General features: G+C 61.4%; 17 protein-coding genes. 8 read left to right on the top strand and 9 right to left on the bottom strand.

Annotated features, from left to right (window positions below):
• The first annotated feature begins 15 nt into the window (after positions 1-15).
• On the top strand, positions 16-669 hold the full coding sequence (locus tag B5M07_RS11440; protein ID WP_067622715.1) for a GntR family transcriptional regulator: 654 nt from the start codon (positions 16-18) through the stop codon (positions 667-669).
• Here the strand turns inward: B5M07_RS11440 and B5M07_RS11435 are convergent.
• Together B5M07_RS11435 and carA are read right to left on the bottom strand one after the other, a co-directional pair.
• Positions 620-2,566, bottom strand: coding sequence for a glycosyltransferase family 2 protein (locus tag B5M07_RS11435; RefSeq protein ID WP_120351397.1), 1,947 nt, complete (start codon positions 2,564-2,566; stop codon positions 620-622). The genes B5M07_RS11440 and B5M07_RS11435 overlap by 50 nt on opposite strands.
• Positions 2,567-2,659: 93 nt before the next feature.
• The gene (carA, locus tag B5M07_RS11430) at positions 2,660-3,820 is read right to left on the bottom strand and encodes a glutamine-hydrolyzing carbamoyl-phosphate synthase small subunit (RefSeq protein WP_120351396.1); all 1,161 of its coding nucleotides are present in this window, start codon (positions 3,818-3,820) and stop codon (positions 2,660-2,662) included.
• A gap of 194 nt (positions 3,821-4,014) precedes the next feature.
• On the opposite strand from carA, the gene B5M07_RS11425 reads away from it, so the two are divergent.
• On the top strand, positions 4,015-4,473 hold the full coding sequence (locus tag B5M07_RS11425; RefSeq protein WP_067622724.1) for a GatB/YqeY domain-containing protein: 459 nt from the start codon (positions 4,015-4,017) through the stop codon (positions 4,471-4,473).
• A 51-nt stretch (positions 4,474-4,524) separates the two neighbouring features.
• Here B5M07_RS11425 and B5M07_RS11420 read toward each other — a convergent pair whose 3' ends face one another.
• From B5M07_RS11420 to B5M07_RS11400, 5 genes are all read right to left on the bottom strand, one after another.
• Positions 4,525-5,007 carry a DUF2244 domain-containing protein gene (locus B5M07_RS11420; RefSeq protein ID WP_120351395.1) on the bottom strand — a complete coding sequence of 161 codons (483 nt, stop codon included), beginning with the start codon at positions 5,005-5,007 and terminating at the stop codon, positions 4,525-4,527.
• A gap of 73 nt (positions 5,008-5,080) precedes the next feature.
• The gene (locus tag B5M07_RS11415; protein WP_120351394.1) at positions 5,081-5,455 is read right to left on the bottom strand and encodes a VOC family protein; all 375 of its coding nucleotides are present in this window, start codon (positions 5,453-5,455) and stop codon (positions 5,081-5,083) included.
• A gap of 49 nt (positions 5,456-5,504) precedes the next feature.
• Positions 5,505-8,945 (bottom strand): pyruvate carboxylase, encoded by a 3,441-nt coding sequence (locus B5M07_RS11410; protein WP_120351393.1) that lies wholly within the window; start codon positions 8,943-8,945, stop codon positions 5,505-5,507.
• Between the two features lie 101 nt (positions 8,946-9,046).
• A complete protein-coding gene (locus B5M07_RS11405) occupies positions 9,047-10,195 on the bottom strand; it encodes an alpha-hydroxy acid oxidase (protein ID WP_120351392.1) in 1,149 nt (382 codons plus the stop codon).
• Between the two features lie 122 nt (positions 10,196-10,317).
• Positions 10,318-11,091, bottom strand: a complete 774-nt coding sequence (locus B5M07_RS11400; protein WP_120351391.1) for a hypothetical protein — start codon at positions 11,089-11,091, stop codon at positions 10,318-10,320.
• 188 nt (positions 11,092-11,279) lie between these two features.
• Between B5M07_RS11400 and B5M07_RS11395 the strand changes: the two genes are divergently transcribed.
• Positions 11,280-13,697, top strand: a complete 2,418-nt coding sequence (locus B5M07_RS11395; RefSeq protein ID WP_120351390.1) for an ATP-dependent helicase — start codon at positions 11,280-11,282, stop codon at positions 13,695-13,697.
• A gap of 245 nt (positions 13,698-13,942) precedes the next feature.
• Here B5M07_RS11395 and B5M07_RS11390 read toward each other — a convergent pair whose 3' ends face one another.
• A complete protein-coding gene (locus tag B5M07_RS11390; protein WP_067262642.1) occupies positions 13,943-14,155 on the bottom strand; it encodes a DUF1127 domain-containing protein in 213 nt (70 codons plus the stop codon).
• Between the two features lie 602 nt (positions 14,156-14,757).
• Here B5M07_RS11390 and B5M07_RS11385 point away from each other — a divergent pair.
• Complete coding sequence (locus B5M07_RS11385) at positions 14,758-15,822, top strand: Mrp/NBP35 family ATP-binding protein (RefSeq protein ID WP_120351389.1); 1,065 nt, start codon at positions 14,758-14,760, stop codon at positions 15,820-15,822.
• An 18-nt stretch (positions 15,823-15,840) separates the two neighbouring features.
• Here B5M07_RS11385 and B5M07_RS11380 read toward each other — a convergent pair whose 3' ends face one another.
• The gene (locus B5M07_RS11380) at positions 15,841-16,608 is read right to left on the bottom strand and encodes a hypothetical protein (protein ID WP_120351388.1); all 768 of its coding nucleotides are present in this window, start codon (positions 16,606-16,608) and stop codon (positions 15,841-15,843) included.
• 776 nt (positions 16,609-17,384) lie between these two features.
• On the opposite strand from B5M07_RS11380, the gene mraZ reads away from it, so the two are divergent.
• The 4 genes from mraZ to B5M07_RS11360 are packed head-to-tail and all read left to right on the top strand — an operon-like array spanning position 17,385 to position 21,038.
• On the top strand, positions 17,385-17,876 hold the full coding sequence (mraZ, locus tag B5M07_RS11375) for a division/cell wall cluster transcriptional repressor MraZ (RefSeq protein ID WP_120351387.1): 492 nt from the start codon (positions 17,385-17,387) through the stop codon (positions 17,874-17,876).
• Positions 17,877-17,880: 4 nt separating this feature from the next.
• On the top strand, positions 17,881-18,864 hold the full coding sequence (gene rsmH / locus B5M07_RS11370; protein ID WP_120351386.1) for a 16S rRNA (cytosine(1402)-N(4))-methyltransferase RsmH: 984 nt from the start codon (positions 17,881-17,883) through the stop codon (positions 18,862-18,864).
• A 3-nt stretch (positions 18,865-18,867) separates the two neighbouring features.
• Entirely contained in the window at positions 18,868-19,254 is a 387-nt protein-coding gene (gene ftsL / locus B5M07_RS11365) for a cell division protein FtsL (RefSeq protein WP_067935365.1), read from the top strand.
• Entirely contained in the window at positions 19,251-21,038 is a 1,788-nt protein-coding gene (locus B5M07_RS11360) for a peptidoglycan D,D-transpeptidase FtsI family protein (protein WP_120351385.1), read from the top strand. The genes ftsL and B5M07_RS11360 overlap by 4 nt, the downstream gene beginning before the upstream one ends.
• Positions 21,039-21,049: the final 11 nt, after the last annotated feature.

Below are 21,049 nucleotides of genomic sequence, written 5' to 3'. Positions count from 1 at the left end.
AAGGACAGATAGCTCATGCCCGACGCCAAAACCGGCCCGACCGACGCTTATTCGATGATTCTAGAGGCCATCGACATCGGCACCTATCGCCCCGGTGACCGGCTGGTAGAAAGCGAGTTGGCCGAGCGTTTCGGCGTGTCGCGCACCCCGATCCGTGAAGCTTTACAACGGCTTGAGACCCAATCGCTTTTGATGCGCGACGGGCGCAGCCTGATCGTGGCCTCGCTGGATCACAACCAGATGGCCGAGCTTTACGTCGTGCGGGGGGAGTTGGAAGGGCTGGCCGCGCGTCTGGCCGCGCGCCATGCCACGGCTGAGGAAGTGCGCGTGCTGCGCGAGATGGTGGATGCCGACAACGCGCTGGCGGGCAATCCCAATGCGCTGGCGCGGGCGAATAAGCGGTTTCACAAGCAGATCCATCTGGCGTCGCACAACCGCTATCTGGTGCAACAGCTTGACCTTGTGCACCGCTCCATGGCCTTGATGGCGACCTCTTCGCTTGCGGTGGAGGGGCGTGGTGAGATCGCGCAGGCCGAACATAACCGCATCGTGGAAATGATCGAAGCGCGCGATGAGGATGGCGCGGATGAGGCGCTGCGCACGCATATTTCTGTCGCCTTCATGACCCGATTGAAGCAGGAAGCGGCCCGGCGCGAGGAAGATTTTTAGGCGTCTTCTTCTGCGGCCTTACGTAGTGGGGCAATGTATGCCCATGGGCGGTTTTGTCCCAAAAGTGGGGGCTGCGATAGAGCTCATAAAGTGCCTTGGCAGCGGCTACGGCCCCCAGGGCAAAATAGAGCGGGAATGTAATAACCCAAGGCAGCAGGTGGCGCTGCCCGCGGTTTGAGACCGCGATTACAGAGGCGCAGAGGTTCAGCAGTTCGGACAGGATGAACAGCGCAAAAATCGCCGTCATGAGCGGTGGGGCAAGCCGATCAGTGACCGGGTGGTACAGCCCAAAGACGCTTAGCCAGAGCGACCAGAGCAGCGGGGCGAGGGCGAATTGCGAGACCGTCGCGAGAAAGATCGCCTGCACGCCGATGAACCGCCGCAGCCCGAGGTCTTGCAGCAGTGCGCGCGGCCTCTGCATATGGACGGCCCATGTGATAAGATAGCCCTTCAGCCACCGCGATCGTTGCCGCACCCAAGGCCAAGGGCGGCAGTTGGCCTCCTCAAAAGTGGTGGTGGGTATTAGTTCGGTCACATAACCGCGCCGCGCCAGTCGAAGACCCAGATCGGCATCCTCTGTCACGTTATGAGCGTCCCAAGCGCCGAGCCGTTCAAGGATATCGCGCCGAAAAAACAGGGTTGTCCCACCCAAAGGGACAACCAGCCCCAGTCGGGCCACACCGGGTAGGATCACCCGCCACCACGTCGCATATTCGATGGCGAAACAGCGGGCCATCCAATTGCTGCGGCTGTTGTAAAAATCCAGAACCCCCTGCAAACAGGCGACATTCTCAGGCGCGTTTTGAAAGCGGGTTACGATCTGTTCGATTTGGTCCGGCTCTGGCGCATCCTCGGCGTCCCACACGCCGATGATACTGCCCCGGCAGAAGTCGAGCGCGTAGTTCAGCGCGCGGGGCTTGGTCTTGAGCGCCCCGGCGTCGGGTACTTCGATCACGCTGATCCACGGCGGTAAAGGCGTGCGGGCGATGGTCTTTCGGGTGAGGCTGTCGCTTGCTTCGAGGACCAAGACCACCTCCAGCAGTGATTTGGGGTAGGTCAGCCAAGACAGCCGCGCGATAAGCGCCTGCGCGATCTCTTCCTCATGCAGCAACGGCACGAGGACCGAGACGCGGGGCAGGCGGAAGCCCTTCATATCACTGGCCTCCGGCGGTGCCCGCGGTGGGGCGGTCCGGATGAGAGACGCCCATAGCGCCGCCGCCTTGAGGCCACTGGTCAAAAGCAGCGTAAAGGCCCCCCAGAGAAGCGCCACGGCGAGGACTGCCGAGGGAAAGAATACCAGCAGGGCAACGAGGGACAGCAGAATGCCCTGCAACGCAAACCGCCGTTTTCGGTTGCGCACCGCCCAGTTTCGACAGCTTTCGGCGTCCGCCACACGGGTGACGGCATGATGCGCGAGCTCTGTCGCGTAAAGACGGCCGATCTGGGTCTGCACCTGCTGGGGGTCGGCGATGACCAGCACCAAGGACTCCCCCCTTTCGCCCAAGGCACTGCAAAGCTGGGAAAATTCGGCGGGACGGCTGCTGGCCACGAAAAGCCGGTCCCCCAGTTCAAGCCAAGGCACCGCGCCAAATTTCAGACAGAGGCGCGCGGGTATCCGAGCAGAGAGGCGCGGATCGGAGGGGCTGCGCGTAAGATCGACAGGCTGCGCACCGTACTGCCGGGCGAGCGCCCTGACGATGTCATCAGGCGCGACCAGCCCTTCGGTCGCAAGGACCTCGCCCAAGGGGGCGTCGATCCGGCGTTGTAGGTCGAGCCCGTGGAGAAGATCGCTTGGCCCGATGACCCCCGCCGCAATCAGATGCTGACCCAACCGCATCCGGCGGGCGGGCGCGGCGGCCATACGCGGCGCTGAGAGTTTCAGGCGAAGGTTGCTCATTCCGTGCCCCGTCGAGGTTCCGGAATGAGACTGGCAGGCGACCGTTAATTGAGAATTAACAGCCGCCTATGCAATCAATGCATGTGGAGAATTTTAGGCGTTACGCGCGGCCATGGCTTCGCTGAAACGCTCAAACAGGTAATAGCTGTCCTGCGGGCCAGGGCTGGCTTCGGGATGGTGCTGCACCGACCAAACCGGGCGGCCATCGACGCGGATGCCGCAGTTCGACCCGTCAAAAAGCGACACATGCGTCTCGCGCACGCCCTCGGGCAGGGATTGGCCATCGACTGCGAAACCGTGGTTCATCGAGGTGATCTCGACCTTGCCAGTGTCATAGTCCTTGACCGGGTGGTTCGCCCCGTGGTGGCCGTGGCTCATCTTGACCGTGGTCGCACCAAGCGCCAACGCTAGCATCTGGTGGCCAAGGCAGATGCCAAAGACGGGCAGATCGGTTTTATCCAGCACGTCGCGGATCATCGGCACGGCATAGGCGCCGGTCGCTGCCGGATCGCCCGGACCGTTCGAGAGGAACACGCCGTCCGGTTTATGCGCCATGATATCGTCATAGGTCGCGGTGGCGGGCAACACGGTCACGTCGCAGTCCGCAGAGGCGAGGCAGCGCAGGATGTTGCGTTTTGCGCCATAGTCCACGGCCACGACCTTGTGTTTGGCCTCGGTCTGGGGCGCGTAGCCGTTGGGCCATGCCCACCGCATCTCGTTCCAACGGTAAGTCTGGGCGCAGGTGACGTCCTTGGCCAGATCCATGCCTTCGAGACCGGCAAAACTGCGGGCGGTGGCGACCAGCGCTTCGATGTCAAAGTTGCCGTCCGGGTCATGGGCGAGGGCGGCGTGCGGCGCGCCCTGCTGGCGGATCGCGCGGGTCAGGCGGCGGGTGTCGATACCACCGATGGCGATGCGACCGCGCGCGGCTAGCCAATCCGACAGCGGCTGGATGTTGCGCCAGCTGCTGGGCGTGGTGGGCATCCATTTTACGACCATCCCGGCGGCGACCGGATCGCCGGTCTCGTCATCTTCGGGGTTGGTGCCGACATTGCCGATATGCGGGAAGGTAAAGGTCACGATCTGGCCCGCATAGGAGGGGTCGGTCATGATCTCTTGGTAGCCGGTCATCGCGGTGTTGAAGCACAACTCCGCCACGGTCTGGCCAGTGGCGCCAAACCCCATGCCGTAGAAAATCGATCCATCCGCGAGGGCAAGGCAGGCGGTTGGGCGTGGGCGAGCGGGCGCGGACATGGGGCAGTCTCCGGGCAGAAATGGGCGGGTAAACGGGTGGCAACCTAATCCCGCGCGGGCGCGGGGTCAATAGCCGGAGGTAAATGAGATATCGTTTTATAACAGTGGGTTACCTTCCGTCGCCCCCCATTGCTCCGCGCGGAGAGAGCAGGTAAGCTGCGACACTTGGATTTAGCGAAACACAGGAAACCACCATGTCATTGCGGATGCGCATCTCGGATGCTTTGAAACAGGCCATGAAAGACAAGGCGGCGGACCGGCTTTCGACGCTGCGGCTTATCAATGCCGCGATCAAGGACAAGGACATCGCCGCCCGGGCCAACGGCACGGATGAGGGCGTGTCGGATGCCGAGGTGCTGGGCATTCTCAGCAAGATGGCCAAGCAGCGTCAGGAATCGGCGCGCGCCTATGAAGAGGGCGGGCGTCTGGACCTTGCGGAGCGGGAGCGCGAAGAAGTCGAGGTGATCGAAGAGTTCCTGCCACGGCAGCTGAGCGTCACCGAAACCTCTGCCGCGGTGGATAAGGCCGTGGCCGATGTCGGCGCGACCTCAATCCGCGACATGGGCAAGGTCATGGGGCTGCTGAAAGAGCGCTATACTGGCCAGATGGATTTTGGCGCGGTGGGGCCGGTCATCAAAGACCGCCTGAGCTGAGCCGCGGTTAGGGTTTGAGATGAAGGGCTGGGCCGTCGGGTCCGGCCCTTTTTAGGTGTGCAGGTGACGTGACAGATCATCGTACAGCGCGATGCGCTCCTCTTCGCTGAGAAAGGCCCCGATCTCTACCTCGCGGCCCTCGCCGCGCAGGGTGACGTAATGTGGCACCGGGCCGTCATCGTCGTATTTCTTCACCCGGGTCCAATAACGGTTGCAGTTCCAATCCTTCACCTCGCCCTTGGCTGTGGTATGCACCAGCCGCGCCGTGGTGTCGTCGAGGGTCAGTACCTCTTCGATTTGCCGGGTGCGGTGATTGTGCTGCAAGGCCCAGTAAACCGCGCCCAAGGCCAAGAGTACGAAGGGCAGCAGGCCCCAGAGCAGGGCGGTGCCGAGCATGGCGAAAAGCGGGATCATCGCCAGCGTGAAAGTCGCCAGCATGAAAGCCGCAAAGCCGCGCGCGGGCAGGGATTGATGCGGCCAAAGGCGCATCTGCTGCGGATTTGCGCGGGGCGGGGTTGTCCATTCGTAGGGCATGGGATCGCTCAGGCTCACTCGACCGCCAAGATAGCTGCGCGGCGGGCGATGGCAATGCGGCGCGGGGACGCGGTCAGTCGCCCAGCAGATCCCAGCGGTTGCCGAAAGGATCGCGGAAGACGGCAACTTTGCCATAGGGCTCATGCCGTGGTTCTTCTTCAAATATGACGCCAGCAGCGGTCAGACGGTCGAATTCCGCCGTGAAATCATCTACTTTCAAGAACAGCCAAACGCGCCCCGCGCCCTGTTTGCCAATCGCGGCCTTTTGCTGGTCGTCATCGGCTCGGGCCAGAATGAACCCCGTCTGCGCGCCGGGCGGGGTGACCCGAACCCAGCGTTTGCGGCCCTGATCAACGTCTTCGGTCAGGTCGAACCCCATGACGCTACAGTAAAAATCGATTCCCGCGTCATAGTCAGGAACGATCAAGGTTATCGCAGAGAGATGCATCGTTTCGCTCCAGGTGGCGGGCGCGGAGAAGGCCGCGCCCGCAGGTGGTTTACTCTAGTTCGACAAGCAGGTCCTTGGCGTCGATCTGGCCGCCTGCTTGAACATGCACGGCCTTTACCACCGCATCACGCTCTGCATGCAGGCCCGTTTCCATCTTCATCGCCTCGATGGTCAAAATCAGGTCGCCCGCCTTGACCTGCTGCCCCTCCTTGACCCCGACCGAGGCCACGACCCCTGGCATCGGCGCACCGATGTGATTGGCGTTGCCGGCCTCGGCCTTGGGCCGCTGCACGGTGGCGTCCTTGACCAGACGGTTCGCCACACGGATCACCCGCGGCTGGCCGTTCAACTCAAAGAAGACCTTCACTTCGCCATCTTCACCGGCCTCGGATTCGGCCTGCAGGCGGATCTCCAACGTCTTGCCGGGGTCGATCTCGGCCGAGATCTCAGCGCCCGGCTCCATGCCATAGAAGAACGTATGCGTGGGCAGGGTGCGGACCGGACCATAGACGCGGTGGCGGCCCATGTAGTCGAGGAAAACCTTAGGATACATAAGGTAGCCGCAGAGATCCTCATCATCGATCTGCATGCCGTCCAATTGCTCGGACAGTTCCTTGCGCAGGGCCTCAAGATCGACGGGCTCCAGATGTTTGCCGGGGCGTTCGGTGTTCGGCGTCTCACCTTTCAGCACTTTCTGGACGATGCCTGCCGGAAAACCGTTGGGCGGCTGGCCCAGATTGCCGCGCATCATGTCGATCACGCTGTCGGGGAAGGACACATCGACGTTCGGATCTTCGACCTGCGCGCGGGTCAGCCCTTGGGAAACCATCATCAACGCCATGTCGCCCACAACCTTGGACGAGGGCGTGACTTTGACGATATCGCCGAACATCTGGTTCACATCCGCGTAGGTCCGCGCCACCTCGGGCCAGCGGTCCTCCAACCCCATGGAGGCGGCCTGCGCCTTGAGGTTGGTGAACTGACCGCCGGGCATCTCATGCAAATAGACCTCGGAGGAGGGCGCCTGCATGCCGGTTTCGAATGCCGCGTAATGACCGCGGACTTCTTCCCAGTAATCAGAGATTTCGCGCACGGCCTTCATGTCGATTCCGGTGTCGCGGTCTGTGTGTTGAAGAGCCGAAACCACGGTGCCGAGCGTCGCCTGCGAGGTGTTGCCAGAAAGCGCATCCATCGCGCAATCGACAGCGTCTACCCCCGCCTCAGAGGCCGCGAGGATCGTGGCGGTGGCGCTGCCTGCGGTGTCATGGGTGTGGAAGTGGATCGGCAGACCAACCTCGGATTTCAGCGCTTTGACCAACGCGCGGGCTTGGGCGGGTTTCAGCAGACCGGCCATGTCTTTCAGCCCCAGCACATGCGCGCCGGCGGCTTTCAAATCCTTGCCCATGTTGACGTAATACTGAAGGTCGTATTTCGCGCGATCCGGATCGAAAATGTCGCCGGTGTAGCAGATCGTGCCTTCGCAGACCTTGCCGGAGGAGACCACCGCATCCATCGCCACGCGCATGTTCTCAACCCAGTTCAGACTGTCGAAAACGCGGAAGACATCGACGCCGGTATTCGCCGCTGTCGCGACGAATTTCTGCACAACGTTGTCGGGGTAGTTGGTATAGCCCACGCCGTTGGAGGCGCGCAGCAGCATTTGGGTCATCACATTGGGCAGGGCCGCGCGCAGATCCCGCAGGCGCTGCCACGGGCATTCCTGCAAAAAGCGGTAGGCCACATCAAAGGTCGCGCCGCCCCAGCATTCGACAGAGAAAAGCTGGGGCAGATTGGCGGCATAGGTGGGGGCCACCTTGATCATGTCGAGGCTGCGCATCCGGGTCGCCAGAAGCGACTGATGCGCGTCACGCATGGTGGTGTCGGTGATCAGCAACTGACGTTGTTGCCCCATCCAATCGGCCACGGCCTGTGGGCCCTTTTGCTCCAACAGGTTGCGCGTGCCCATCTGCGGCTCGCCACGCAGCACGGGCGGTTTGGGATCGCGAACATGAGCAGCAGGCAGGGCGTGGCCCTTGGTCTCGGGATGGCCGTTGACGGTGATGTCGGCGATATAGGTCAGCACCTTGGTGGCGCGGTCGCGGCGCTGCTTGAAGTTAAAAAGCTCCGGCGTCTCGTCGATGAACTTGGTGGTGTATTCGTTGTTCAAAAACGTCGGGTGCTTCAGCAGGTTTTCGACAAAGGCGATGTTGGTCGACACGCCGCGCACGCGGAATTCGCGCAAGGCGCGGTCCATCCGCGCAATCGCCATCTCTGGCGTGGGCGCCTTGGCCGTGACCTTGGTCAGCAGACTGTCGTAGTAGCGCGTGATCACCCCGCCCGCATAGGCGGTGCCGCCATCCAGACGGATGCCCATGCCGGTGGCCGAACGGTAGGCGGTGATGCGGCCATAGTCGGGGATGAAGTTGTTCTGCGGGTCCTCAGTCGTGACGCGGGTCTGCAGCGCGTGACCGGTGAGAGAGATGTCTTCCTGGCGCGCCTTGCCGGTGGCTTCGGCCAGTGGTTTGCCCTCGGCGATGAGGATTTGCGCGCGGACGATGTCGATGCCGGTGACCTCTTCGGTGACGGTATGTTCGACCTGCACGCGCGGGTTCACTTCGATGAAGTAGAATTTACCGTCGTCCAGATCCATCAGGAATTCGACGGTGCCCGCGCATTCATAGTTCACATGGGCACAGATTTTGCGGCCAAGCTCGCAGATCTCGGCGCGTTGGTCCTCGGAAAGGTATGGCGCGGGGGCGCGCTCAACGACCTTTTGGTTGCGGCGCTGGACAGAGCAGTCGCGCTCATAGAGGTGGTAGATATCCCCCTGTTTGTCACCGAGAATTTGCACTTCGACATGGCGCGCGCGCAGGATCATCTTCTCCAGATAGCCCTCGCCATTGCCAAAGGCGGCTTCGGCCTCGCGACGGCCTTCGCGGACTTTTTCCTCGAGTTCCTTTTCCGACATGATCGGGCGCATGCCACGACCACCGCCGCCCCATGAGGCTTTGAGCATCAGCGGATAGCCGACTTCCTTCGCCTCGGCGCGGATTGCGTCCATGTCGTCACCCAGCACTTCGGTCGCAGGAATGACCGGCACGCCGGCTTCCATGGCAACGCGGCGGGCGGAGGCTTTGTCGCCCAAAGCGCGCATGGTTTCGGCGCGGGGGCCGATGAAGGTGATGCCGTTCTGCTCGCAGGCATCGACGAACTCGGGGTTCTCTGAAAGCAGACCGTAGCCGGGGTGGATCGCGTCAGCGCCGGCGGCCTTGGCCACGCGGATCATCTCGTCGATGCTAAGGTAGGCGGCGACGGGGCCGAGGCCCTCGCCAATGCGGTAGGCCTCATCCGCTTTGAACCGATGCAGCCCAAGTTTGTCTTCTTCGGCGTAGACCGCGACCGTTTTCTTGCCCATCTCATTGGCGGCGCGCATGATGCGGATTGCGATTTCACCGCGGTTGGCGATCAGGATCTTTTTGAAATCGGTCACTGGCTGGTCTCCCCTGCTGGTTTTGAAGGCAGCTTAGGGATGCTGCGGTGCAGCGCAAGAGGGCTGTGGCAGTCTTTGTCACATTTCTGCAAGCTTTCCGATCAGAGCGGCGAGAGATCGAAGGGGGCGGGCAGGTCGCGCAGGTTGCCTGCGCCCAACTGCCCCATATTGGCAGTAAGATCGCGCGCGAGCAGATCGATCAGGTGATCAACCCCGCGCGGTCCAAGCGCCGCGAGGGCAAAGTGGAAAGCCCGGCCAAGCATGACGAAATCCGCGCCGAGCGCGAAGGCGCGCAGAATGTCGAGACCCGATTCCACGCCGCTGTCGAAGATCACCGGCAATTTCGTGGCCGCGCGAATGGCGGGCAGCGCCTCGGCGCTGGCCGGGGCTGCGTCGAACTGACGGCCCGCGTGGTTCGAGACCCAGATCGCATCCGCGCCGGCTTTCTCTAGGGCGGTCGCATCTTCTGGGCGCAAGACACCTTTGATCACCAGCGGGCCATCCCAATGGGCGCGCAGCCAGTGCAGATAGTCCCAATCGGGCGCGGTGCGCAGCAGATAGCCGACATGGGCGGTTGGCGGCAGGTTCGCGCTGGCCGTACCTTCGGTATATTTGTCGAGCATCTTCATATGGGGCAGACCACGCCGCGCCATGCCCATGGCCCAAGCGGGCCGCATCGCCACCTGTGCCATCAGGCGGGGGGTAAGCTTGGGCGGGCTGGTCAAGCCAGATCGGGTCTGCCGCTCACGGCGCGAGGCAACCGGAACATCGACGGTAAGGACGAGTGTGGTAAAACCCGCGGCCTTGGCGCGGGCCAGCATGTCGGTGCGAATCTCGGGGTCCCGCGGGGGGTAGAGTTGGAACCAACCATGCGCGCCCAGATGGGGTGCAATATCTTCGGGGCTTGTGGCGGCAACGGTGGAAAGGCCAAAGGGAATGCCCGCCCGATCCGCCGCACGGGCAAGGTGAGCTTCGGCATCGGGCCAGATCAGGCCGGACATGCCCAAGGGGGACATGCCGAAGGGCAGGGGCAGCTTTTGGCCCATCAGCTCAACGCTGAGATCAGGTGTGAATTCACCGTGCAACACCGATGGCATAAGCCCGACACGGTCCAAGGCCGCGCGGTTGCGGTGTTTGGTGGCCTCCGTCCCGGTTGCGGAATCAAGGTATTCCCAAACGAATTTAGGCAGGCGCGATTGCGCGCGACTGCGAAGGTCCGAAAGGGCGGGATAGGTTGCATGTAGGTCCATGGCGGCATTTGCGCCAAAGGGTTACGGATTGTCCAGATAGAGAGGAAGCGCGGAGATCGAGCCGGCGCCCCGCCGTCGGCGTAAGGGCGCTCCGCGTGCAGCGCTGTTTTCCGCCCGCCGGGTTACTGGCGGAAAGTTGACCGGGCAAGCGGTGCTGCTTCGCTGATCTTACGGTTCGGCGCGGTGGGTAGGTTGTCGGCCATATCCACAAGTGCTGCGATGGCCGCTTCGATTTCGTCGCTGTCGCCGTTGGTCCCCCCATCCATATCGATCAAATGCACGGTCGGGGTCGCCTCGGCATCCAGACGTTCCTGCGCGATCGAGCGGAGCTCTTGCATTGTGCTGTCGATGGCGCGGCAAAGCCCGGCCAGCATCCCCGCCGATCCGGTGAGTTTCGCCGGGTCGATCAGCCCTTTTTCAGCGGCATCCAGCACCGTGGAAATTTGTTCGAGTTTGAACGAAGAGGTCGCCGCGAAATAGCGCACATCTTCAAAAGCGAGGGTGTCGCGGTTATCCCGTTGCACCCGTTCCACCACAATAGCGCTGCCCACAACCCGATCAAGACCGCGGTAGGACTGGACATGATGCAGCGTGGTGTCCCAGATCAGCGGCCCACGCGGCATATGCAGCATCTCACGGTAGCGGATTTGACCCGCGTTTGAGACGCAGCGCGCATAGCGTTCATTCACCGCCTCAGCCTCTTCATAGGGCATTAAACTGTGCAGGGGGCGGTTTATCACCTCATCCATCACCATGCCGCTGTGCGCCTCATGGGCGGTGTTGAGGGCAAGAAGTTCGAAGTGCCCGCTGTCGGCGTTCAATTCCGCAATGAACATCGGCAGCTTGAACCGGTCAATCTCTCGGCGCAGTACCGAAGTATCATCGTTTCTGAACATGAGCGGTTCCTCTCGTTTGTCGTTGTGCCATCACATTGCCGCCAAAGCATTATCAACGGGTAAAGATTTGCCCTGCATTTGAAATTCCCTGTCATTGCGCCCCCGCCCCATGGCGCCTAGTAGTCTTTCGAAAGAACATTTGTGGAACGTCTCTTTATCTCGTATCGCGGACGCGCTAGATTGTGGGCATGAGTGATTTTGACGAAATGGACGCCTTTGAGGGCGCTTCCCTGTCCGCCCGCGCCATGGCTGCGCGCCCGCAGCCTTATCTGGAGGGGTTGAACCCCGCCCAGCGTGCTGCGGTGGAGACATTGGATGGCCCTGTGTTGATGCTTGCCGGGGCGGGCACCGGTAAGACGCGGGCGCTGACGGCGCGAATCGTGCATCTGCTCAACACCGGGCGCGCGCGGCCGCATGAGGTGTTGGCGGTCACCTTCACCAACAAAGCCGCGCGGGAGATGAAGAACCGCGTGGGTCAGATGCTAGGCCAGCAAGTGGAGGGGATGCCGTGGCTGGGCACGTTCCACGCGATCTGCGTCAAGCTGCTGCGGCGCCATGCGGAATTGGTGGGGCTGAAAAGCAATTTCACGATCCTCGATACGGATGACCAGCTGCGCCTGCTCAAACAACTGGTCGCCGCAGAGGGGATCGACGACAAACGCTGGCCCGCGCGGATGCTGGCGGGGATCATCGACGGCTGGAAGAACCGCGCCCTGACCCCCGATAAGATCCCAAGCGCGGATGCCGGGGCCTATAACCACCGTGGGCCCGAAATATACGCGCAATATCAACGCCGTCTGGTTGAGCTGAACGCCACCGACTTCGGTGATCTGCTGCTGCATATGGTGACGATTTTTCAGGCACACCCGGATGTGCTGGCCCAGTATCAGCGCTGGTTCAAATACATCCTCGTCGACGAATATCAGGATACCAACGTGGCCCAATATCTTTGGCTGCGGCTGCTGGCGCAGGGGCACAAGAATATTTGTTGCGTCGGTGACGACGACCAGTCGATCTATGGCTGGCGCGGGGCCGAGGTGGGCAATATTCTGCGGTTCGAGACGGATTTCCCCGGCGCCCATGTGGTGAAGCTCGAGCAGAATTACCGCTCGACCCCGCATATTTTGGCCGCCGCGTCAGGCGTGATCGCGGGCAATGAGGGGCGGTTGGGCAAGACCCTCTGGACCGAAGAGACCGAAGGCGAGAAGGTACGTCTGATCGGCCATTGGGATGGTGAGGAAGAGGCGCGCTGGATCGGGGATGAGATCGAATCCGCGCAACGTGGCACACGAGGGCTCGACCCATTCTCGCTGGATGACATGGCGATTCTGGTTCGGGCAAGCCACCAGATGCGCGCCTTTGAAGACCGATTTCTGACCATCGGCCTGCCTTACAAGGTGATCGGTGGCCCCCGATTCTATGAGCGTTTGGAAATCCGCGATGCCATGGCCTATTTCCGCGTGGTCACCAGCCCCGACGATGATCTGGCCTTTGAGCGGATCGTGAACACGCCAAAACGCGGTTTGGGTGAAAAGGCGCAGCAGAAAATCCAGCGCACCGGGCGCGAACATGGGGTGAACCTTGTCGAAGGGGCGCGAATCCTCTTGGCACACGGGGGGATCAGCGGCAAAGGGGCAGCACAACTGCGGCTGTTGATCGACGGGATCGACCGTTGGGCGGCAATGCTGCGAGGCCCCCGGATCGAGATCAGCGAAGACGACGCGGTGCTTGATGATGGCGCGGCGCCGCTGCGGGTCGATTACGGCCCGCCCGAGGTCTCTCATGTTGAACTGGCTGAAATGATTCTCGACGAAAGCGGCTATACCGGCATGTGGCAGAATGACAAAACGCCCGAAGCGCCGGGGCGGTTGGAGAACCTCAAAGAGCTTGTGAAAGCGCTGGAAGGGTTCGAAAACCTGCAAGGCTTCCTCGAACATGTCAGCCTGATCATGGACAATGAACAGGAAGGCGACGGCGAGAAGGTCTCGATCATGACGCTTCATGCGGCCAAGGGGTTGGAATTCCCTATGGTTTTCCTGCCGGGTTGGGAGGACGGATTGTTCCCCTCGCAGCGTTCGATGGATGAAAGCGGGTTAAAAGGGCTCGAAGAAGAGCGACGGCTGGCCTATGTTGGCATCACCCGAGCCGAGCAGATTTGCACGATCTCTTTCGCTGCCAATCGCCGGGTCTTTGGTCAGTGGCAAAACGCGATGCCGTCCCGTTTTATTGATGAGCTGCCCGAAGAGCATGTGGATGTGCTGACCCCGCCGGGGCTTTACGGCGGTGGTTTCGGCGCCGCGATGCCGCAATCCGACCTGCATGACCGCGCGGCAAGCGCCAATGTCTATAACTCCCCGGGGTGGAAACGCCTGCAATCGCGCAGCGGGGCGCGGGGCACCAGCCAGCCGCGCGAAAGCCGCAATGTCACGATCGACATGCAGGCAGTCGCTGCCTTTGAAATGGGCGAGCGCGTTTTCCACGATAAATTCGGCTATGGCGAGGTAATCGGTATGGAGGGCGACAAGATGGAAGTCGCTTTTGAAAAGGCCGGGACCAAGAAGGTCGTGTCGCGTTTCCTGACCGGTGGTAACGACGTGCCGTTCTGACGCGCCATCGTACCGCTAAGGCGAGGCAGTCAAAAGCCCGCCTAAACAAGGCTTTAAAAACAAAAACGACGACACCTTGGGAGGAAGGTGCCGCCGTTTCTATGTCGGCCCGAAGCGTCGAGGGAGGGTCGGCTTCGGGTCTCCTTGCGGGGTCCGCCTCATTCAGGGAGGAGGAAGGTGACGCGCACCCCGACTTTCAGACGGCAGAACAGGGAGGGGTTCTGACGTCCGATCTCTATCTCTGCTTAGCCGCGGGAAGATTCCCATGCGACGCGGCGCAGTTCGGAACGGCTCAGGCCAAGGTCGGCCAGTTCGCGGTTGCTCAACGCGCTCAGACCGTCGAAAGTTTCACGGTACAGACGGTGCTGTTTGTAGCGGGTTGCCAGTGCTTCGAATGCGCCGCCGATACGGGCGAAGACGGAAGTTGTGTTTGCGGTTGTTGTGTTCATGTAAGCCATTTCGGCGCCTCTTTTTTCATCGGTTAATCATCTCGTTGCGTGCTATTTACGCTCTTTCTGCATTTGCACAACGGGCATAAAGTCAATGCCGCTATGCAGAAATCGCATAGGTTTGGATCTGCGCAACTTATTGATTAAAAACGGTTTTGATCCTGCGGCGAAACGGCGCAACGTCATAAAACTGTCATATGGGGGTGGAGTGGGAAAAGGGGGCGACGACATCTGGGAGGAGGTAGATGTCGCCGCCAATTACAGACACATCCGGGAGGAGGATGGAGGCGTCTGGTCTTTCCAAACTCAGCTGCATCCGGGAGGAGGAGGGATGCATCCAAGTCTTGGTCAAATCAGACACATTCGGGAGGAGGATGAATGTGTCTGGTCTTTCCGAAAGCGGGGCGCTTGGCCCTGCCTATGAACCTAAGTTAGCGCTAATTGCTGCGAGTGCACAATATTTCTTTTTGCAATGCTGCTATGCGGCGAAAACATGGTACCCCTGCGTAATCCTTGGGCATTCCGCCTCATCCCTATGCAAAAATGGCCGTCCCCTTGCGCTTGGCGCAGAACCTGCCATTTCAGAAGCCGTAATAGAGGAGAATTTGCGCATGTCTGTGACCAAAGCAGAAGTCGAAGCGGCGCTGGCGCGGGTGCAACTGCCCGACGGGAAAAGCCTGTTGTCCCATGATCTGGTCCGCGCGCTGGTCGTCGAAGGCGATAAAGTGCGATTCGTCATCGAAGCGCCCAACGCCGATGTCGCTCGGCAGATGGCCCCCCTGCGTGACGCCGCAGAGCAGGTGGTGCGCGATTTGCCCGGGGTAGGTGATGTATCGGTTGCCCTGACCGCCCATGGCCCCGCCCCGAAAGCGCCCAGTCTCAAGATTGGTGGGCACCCCAAACCGCAAGAGGGGCCGATGAAGCCCAGTGGCGTGAAGCGCATCCTTGCCATCGGCTCGGGCAAGGGTGGGGTCGGGAAATCAACCGTCAGTTCCAACCTCGCGGTGGCGCTGGCGCGGGCGGGGCGCAAGGTGGGTCTGCTTGACGCAGATATATACGGTCCCAGCCAGCCGCGCATGATGGGGGTGAATAAACGCCCTGCCAGCCCCGACGGCAAAACGATCATTCCGCTGCAGGCCCATGGCGTGACCATGATGTCGATTGGTTTCATGTTGGAAGAGGGCAAGGCCGTGGTCTGGCGCGGGCCGATGCTGATGGGCGCGTTGCAGCAGATGCTGGGGCAGGTGGAATGGGGCGAGCTTGACGTGCTGCTTGTCGATCTGCCGCCCGGTACGGGTGACGTGCAGCTGACGCTCTGCACCAAGTCCGAGTTGTCGGGCGCGATCGTGGTCAGCACACCGCAGGATGTGGCCCTGATCGACGCGCGCAAGGCGCTGGACATGTTCGCGACGCTGAAGACCCCCGTGCTGGGCCTGATCGAGAATATGTCGACATTCGTCTGCCCCGATTGCGGTTCTCAGCATAAGATCTTTGGCCATGGCGGTGTGGCGGCAGAGGCCGACAAGATGGGGGTGCCGCTGCTGGGCAGCCTGCCGATTGATCTCGACACCCGTCTGGCGGGGGATATCGGCACGCCGATCGCTGCAGGCGAAGGGCCGATGGCCGACGCCTATGCGCGTCTTGCGCGGGGTCTGATCGACGGCGGTATGGCCTGAAACTTGGGGCGCGGGCGGTTACCCCAGTTCGCGCCCTTCGACCAGATGACCATAGAGTGTCGTCAGCATCGAGACGAAAACCAGCCCCTCTATAAGGTAGATCGCTGAATCCAGCATCAGCCGCAGGCCGGGGTCGGCGGGCGGCAGCATGCTTGCGATCACGCCTAACAACGTGTTCACCACCGCCAGCAATACGGCCAGCGCCCAGAGCGTGCCTGCCAGCGGTTCCGTCGCGCGCCAGCTTTCGCGCACTGACATAACGTGCCCCAAGGCGGCGGCTGGCAATACCAGGCTGAGCCGCAGCGCCAGCCATAGGAAGGCCACGCCCGCCACAAGGCCGATCAAGAGCAGCGCCGCGGGGCTCGACCCGGTCAGCCCGCCCAAGAGCAACATGGCGAGGCCAATGGGAAGTGCCGCAAGAAACTGGACGAAGCCCAGAACGATGGCGCGCCAGACATAGGCCCCGAACAGACGCGCGCCGGGGCGCAGGTCGCCCCCACCATGGCCAAGCAATACGTAGCGGTGCCAGAGGATGGCCATCAGCGCATAGCCAAGGATGCCGGCCACACCGCAGGCGATCAGGATCAAGAGTTGATCCGTGGGCGGCGGTGTGGCGTTGTCGATCACCTGATCCATCGCCCCAAGCGCATCTCCGGCCAGCACACCCGCCACGGCGGCAGCGCCCATCACCCAAAGCACCGCGGGCAGGATCACCCGCAGCGTGGTGGACGGCGCGTGAAACAGCATGTTCAGGGCGTGGGTGAATAGAGCCGTGGCTTGGATCATGATGAACTCCCTCATTTTGCGGCATTACATGGCGTGGGTGGGCCGAAAGGGCAAGATGCAGTCAGTTAAGGGAGGCGTAGGGCTGGGAAAGCATGGGCGGCTGGGACGTCATGGGAAAAGTCGTGGGAATGCATGGGAAGTCTGGGAAATTATGGGCACGCCTTGCGCTATTGGCGGGTTCTGCCGATTCGCGGGCAGGGGAGTTGACCTGCATTCCGAAGCCTCCATACAGTTTCCGCAGAACAGGCAACGAACACGCCCTGTGGATAACTATGTGAGCAAATTTTAGTGGGAAACTGTGGGAATTTGTGCAGCCCGCAATTCGTTAACAAGATATTGTGTTTGAGGCCTAAGGAAGCTCAAGTTAAGCCATTTTTCGCTCAAAAAGTTATACTAGATGTTGTTCACACAGCCTGTGCAAAACAAAATATTGGGCATATTTCCAAAAAATATGTAGACGCCCATCAATTCCCATGGCATCCCTAGTGCATCGGATGAGAACGGGACACGGGGCAGCAAACGACCCCAAAAATAATCAAAACCTAGCAGGTTTCATACAGGCACCTCGCTTTCATCAGACCAAAGAGATCCGGCGCGTGAGCGAGCAGACATCCCCCCAGGTGGCGCGCGCAGTCGGACTTCCCCCGCCAAGCTGCGGGACGTGGGCGGCGGGTTGATCAGTGGCAGCAGATCAACCCGCCGTTTCCATTTCCGGAGCAGGGCAGAGAGACGAAAAAACGAATTAAGCGCAAAGGCGCAAGAGGCAGGGACAGAACGTGAGCCGCAGGTTCAGAGGCGAAAGCCACCACAAGGTCGATACGAAGGGGCGGGTGTCTATCCCAGCCTCTTTTCGGCGTGTGTTGGAGGCTGGCGACCCGAACTGGAAAAACGGCGACAATCCCGAATTGGTCATTGTTTATGGCGACCAGCGCCGCAACTACCTTGAATGCTATACAATGGAAGCCATCGAAGAGGTCGACGCCAAGATCGACCGCATGCCGCGTGGCTCCATGCAGCGTAAGGCGCTTCAGCGTCTGTTCCACGGCCAGTCTTTCCCGACCACGGTAGATGAGACAGGCCGCTTGGTGCTGCCCGCCAAGCTGCGCAACAAGATCGAACTCAACGGCGAGGCGTTTTTTATCGCTGCCGGTGACACCTTCCAGATTTGGAAGCCCGAAACCTACGAGACCGAGGAAGAATCCTGGCAACAAGAGCTGCCCGACGATGTCGACCCGCTCTCGTTCCTTGATGGTGACATGGAGGTCTGACGGAATGGTTGCTGCCTCTGACCCTTCCGCCCCTCACACCCCCGTTCTGCTGCGTCCTATTCTAAACGCCGTGGCGCCCGTGGAAGGGGTCTGGCTTGACGGTACCTTTGGCGCGGGCGGCTACACCCGTGGCTTTCTAGAGGCCGGGGCCGCGCGTGTGATCGCGGTGGACCGTGACCCTCTGGCGTTCGAGATGGCAGCGGAATGGGCGGGCGACTATGGCGACCGCATCACCATGCAGCAGGGCGTCTTCTCGCGCATGGATGAATATGCCCAAGATCTTGATGGGGTGGTGCTGGATCTCGGCGTTTCTTCGATGCAGCTTGATCAGGCCGAGCGTGGGTTCTCCTTTATGAAGGATGGCCCGCTCGACATGCGGATGAGCCAAGACGGCCCCTCGGCGGCTGATCTGGTGAATGAGGCCGAAGAAGAGATCATCGCCAACATCCTGTTTCAATATGGTGAAGAACGCGCCTCCCGCCGGATCGCCAAGGCGATTGTCCGCGCCCGAGAAGACGCGCCGATCACCACCACATTGGAATTGGCCAAACTGGTCGAAGGCTGCCTGCCACGTTCCAAGCCCGGCCAGAGCCATCCCGCCACGCGCAGCTTCCAAGCGCTGCGCATCGCGGTGAACAATGAATATGGCGAGCTGTTCCAAGGGCTTATGGCCGCAGAGCGCGCGCTAAAGCCCGGCGGGAAACTGGCTGTGGTGACCTTTCATTCGGTCGAGGACCGCATGGTCAAACGCTTCCTCACCGCGCGGGCAGGGGCCGGGGGCAATGCTAACCGTTTTGCCCCGGCGCTTGAACAGGCGCCGCCGCAGTTTACACTCAAATCCCGCAAGGCAATCGGGCCTGATGCGCAGGAATTGGACGAAAACCCGCGCAGCCGTTCGGCCAAACTGCGGGTTGCCACGCGCACCGATGCGCCCAGTGGTGAGATTGATGCGAAATCCATCGGCATGCCGATGGTCAGGGGGATCTGAGAGATGCGCACGGTGATGTATATCCTCACCACCATTGCCGTGGTTGGGCTGGCCTTCTGGGCTTACCGCGAGAATTACGCGACCCAGCAGGCCCTGAGCGATGCCGACAGGCTACATGCCAATATCCGCGCCGCCCATGCCCGTCTGGCGGTGCTGCGCGCCGAATGGGCGTTCCAAAACCGCCCTGACCGGCTGCGCGATCTGGCCGATCTGAACTTTGACCGCCTCGGCCTGTTGCCACTGCATCCCGGCCAATTCGGTCAGGTCGATCAGGTGGCCTATCCGCAGCCGCCGTCCGAACTGCTGCCGATCACCGATCCTGTGGATGTCTCGACCATGAATTACGACGCGCTTACCGGCGCGGATGAGTCCGAGGAGGACTTTGAATGATCCGCACCCCGCTTCGCCCATTGGCCCGCATCCTCGACGCCCGCGAAAAGGGCGAAAACCCCGACGCGATCGAGCGTGAGAACAAGCGCATCCGCCATGAGCAGATGCGCGACAAGGCCCGGATGCGTGCTGAGGGACGGCTTTTGGTGCTGGGCGTCTGTTTCCTTTGTGCTTTCACCGTGATCGGCGGGCGCATGGGTCTGCTGGCGATGTCAGAGCCGTCAGAACCACGCGGCCATGCGCCGGGGGCCGTGATCTCGGCCTCGCGCGCGGATATCACCGACCGTAACGGCAACCTGCTGGCCACCAATTTCGAGACCCATGCGCTCTATGCGCAGCCGCGTCACATGATCGACCCTGAGATGGCCGCGAAGCAGCTGGTCAAAATCTTTCCCGACCTGAAAGAAGAGCGTCTGATCAAGGACTTCACAGGCAAGCGTAAGTTCCTGTGGATCAAAAAGAAAATCAGCCCAGAGCAGATGCAGGCCGTGCATGATATCGGCGATCCGGGGCTGCTGTTCGCACCCCGCGACATGCGCCTTTATCCAAACGGTTCGCTGGCCGCACATGTGCTCGGCGGGGCGAGTTACGGCAAAGAAGGCGTCCACGCCGCCGAGGTAATCGGCGTCGCGGGGGCCGAGAAATATTTCGACGACTACCTGCGCGATCCGGCCAATGGCGCGAAACCGTTGGAGCTGTCGCTCGACCTGACCGTGCAGGCGGCATCTGAGCGGGTGCTCTATGGCGGCATGAAGCTGATGAACGCCAAGGGTGCCACGAGCATTCTAATGGATGTGCACACTGGCGAGGTGATCTCGGTCGCGTCGCTGCCTGATTTCGACCCCAACAACCGCCCGCGTCCGCTGACCCAAGGGGATGCGTCTGACAGCCCGCTGTTCAACCGGTCGGTGCAGGGGGTTTACGAGCTCGGCTCGACCTTCAAAATCTTTGCGGCAGCTCAGGCGGTGGAGTTGGGCCTGTTCAACGCGGACACGATCATCGACACCTCTGGCCCGATGAAGGTTGGCGGTTTCCGCATCGGTGAATTCCGCAACAAGAACTACGGCAAGCTGAGCGTCGCCGACATCATCGTGCATTCCTCGAACCGGGGCACAGGCCGGATGGCGCTGGAAATCGGCATCGAGCGGCAGCAAGAGTTCCTCAAAAGCCTTGGTTTCTTTGAACCAACCCCCTTTGAGATCGTCGAAGCCTCGGGCGGGAAGCCGCTGTTGCCGAGCCGCTGGACCGAATTGTCGAGCGTCACGATCTCCTATGGTCACGGCCTGTCGAGCACGCCGATGCACCTTGCCGCGGGCTATGCAGCCATCGCCAATGGCGGGCGCGTGGTGAAGCCCACGCTGCTGAAGCAATCCGCCCCCCAACTCGGCCCCCGCGTCATGTCGGAAGAGACTGCAGCACAGGCCCGCAATATGCTGCGCAAGGTCGTCACCGATGGCACGGCGAGCTTTGCCGAGGTGCCCGGCTATCAGATCGCGGGCAAAACCGGCACGGCGGACAAACCAAAGCCCACCGGGGGCTATTACGATGACAAGGTGATCAACACATTCGCCAGCATCTTCCCGATTGATAATCCCAAATATGTGCTGATCGTCACGTTGGACGAACCGGTGGAAACCTCTGGGCCGAAACCACGCCGCACGGCGGGTTGGACAGCCGTGCCCGTGGCCGCCGAGATGGTCCGCCGCATCGCGCCTTTGCTGGGCCTGCGCCCCGCTGTTGAACCGGTGAACAACGCTGTGCTAACGCTGACCAGCAGCAACTGAAAAGACATCTC

The sequence above is a fragment of the Sulfitobacter sp. D7 genome, from assembly GCF_003611275.1.
Lineage (GTDB): Bacteria > Pseudomonadota > Alphaproteobacteria > Rhodobacterales > Rhodobacteraceae > Sulfitobacter > Sulfitobacter profundi.
The sequence above is the reverse complement of the archived record's forward strand: the minus strand, read 5'-3'. Positions and strand labels throughout refer to the sequence as shown.

Coding starts and splice junctions, on each gene's coding strand:
- B5M07_RS11395 (WP_120351390.1), top strand. CDS start 11,280: ATGAGTGATTTTGACGAAATGGACGCCTTTGAGGGCGCTTCCCTGTCC.
- B5M07_RS11435 (WP_120351397.1), bottom strand. CDS start 2,566: ATGAGCAACCTTCGCCTGAAACTCTCAGCGCCGCGTATGGCCGCCGCG.
- B5M07_RS11400 (WP_120351391.1), bottom strand. CDS start 11,091: ATGTTCAGAAACGATGATACTTCGGTACTGCGCCGAGAGATTGACCGG.
- ftsL (WP_067935365.1), top strand. CDS start 18,868: ATGCGCACGGTGATGTATATCCTCACCACCATTGCCGTGGTTGGGCTG.
- rsmH (WP_120351386.1), top strand. CDS start 17,881: ATGGTTGCTGCCTCTGACCCTTCCGCCCCTCACACCCCCGTTCTGCTG.
- B5M07_RS11425 (WP_067622724.1), top strand. CDS start 4,015: ATGTCATTGCGGATGCGCATCTCGGATGCTTTGAAACAGGCCATGAAA.
- carA (WP_120351396.1), bottom strand. CDS start 3,820: ATGTCCGCGCCCGCTCGCCCACGCCCAACCGCCTGCCTTGCCCTCGCG.
- B5M07_RS11360 (WP_120351385.1), top strand. CDS start 19,251: ATGATCCGCACCCCGCTTCGCCCATTGGCCCGCATCCTCGACGCCCGC.
- B5M07_RS11415 (WP_120351394.1), bottom strand. CDS start 5,455: ATGCATCTCTCTGCGATAACCTTGATCGTTCCTGACTATGACGCGGGA.
- B5M07_RS11440 (WP_067622715.1), top strand. CDS start 16: ATGCCCGACGCCAAAACCGGCCCGACCGACGCTTATTCGATGATTCTA.
- B5M07_RS11385 (WP_120351389.1), top strand. CDS start 14,758: ATGTCTGTGACCAAAGCAGAAGTCGAAGCGGCGCTGGCGCGGGTGCAA.
- B5M07_RS11390 (WP_067262642.1), bottom strand. CDS start 14,155: ATGGCTTACATGAACACAACAACCGCAAACACAACTTCCGTCTTCGCC.
- B5M07_RS11380 (WP_120351388.1), bottom strand. CDS start 16,608: ATGATCCAAGCCACGGCTCTATTCACCCACGCCCTGAACATGCTGTTT.
- B5M07_RS11420 (WP_120351395.1), bottom strand. CDS start 5,007: ATGCCCTACGAATGGACAACCCCGCCCCGCGCAAATCCGCAGCAGATG.
- B5M07_RS11405 (WP_120351392.1), bottom strand. CDS start 10,195: ATGGACCTACATGCAACCTATCCCGCCCTTTCGGACCTTCGCAGTCGC.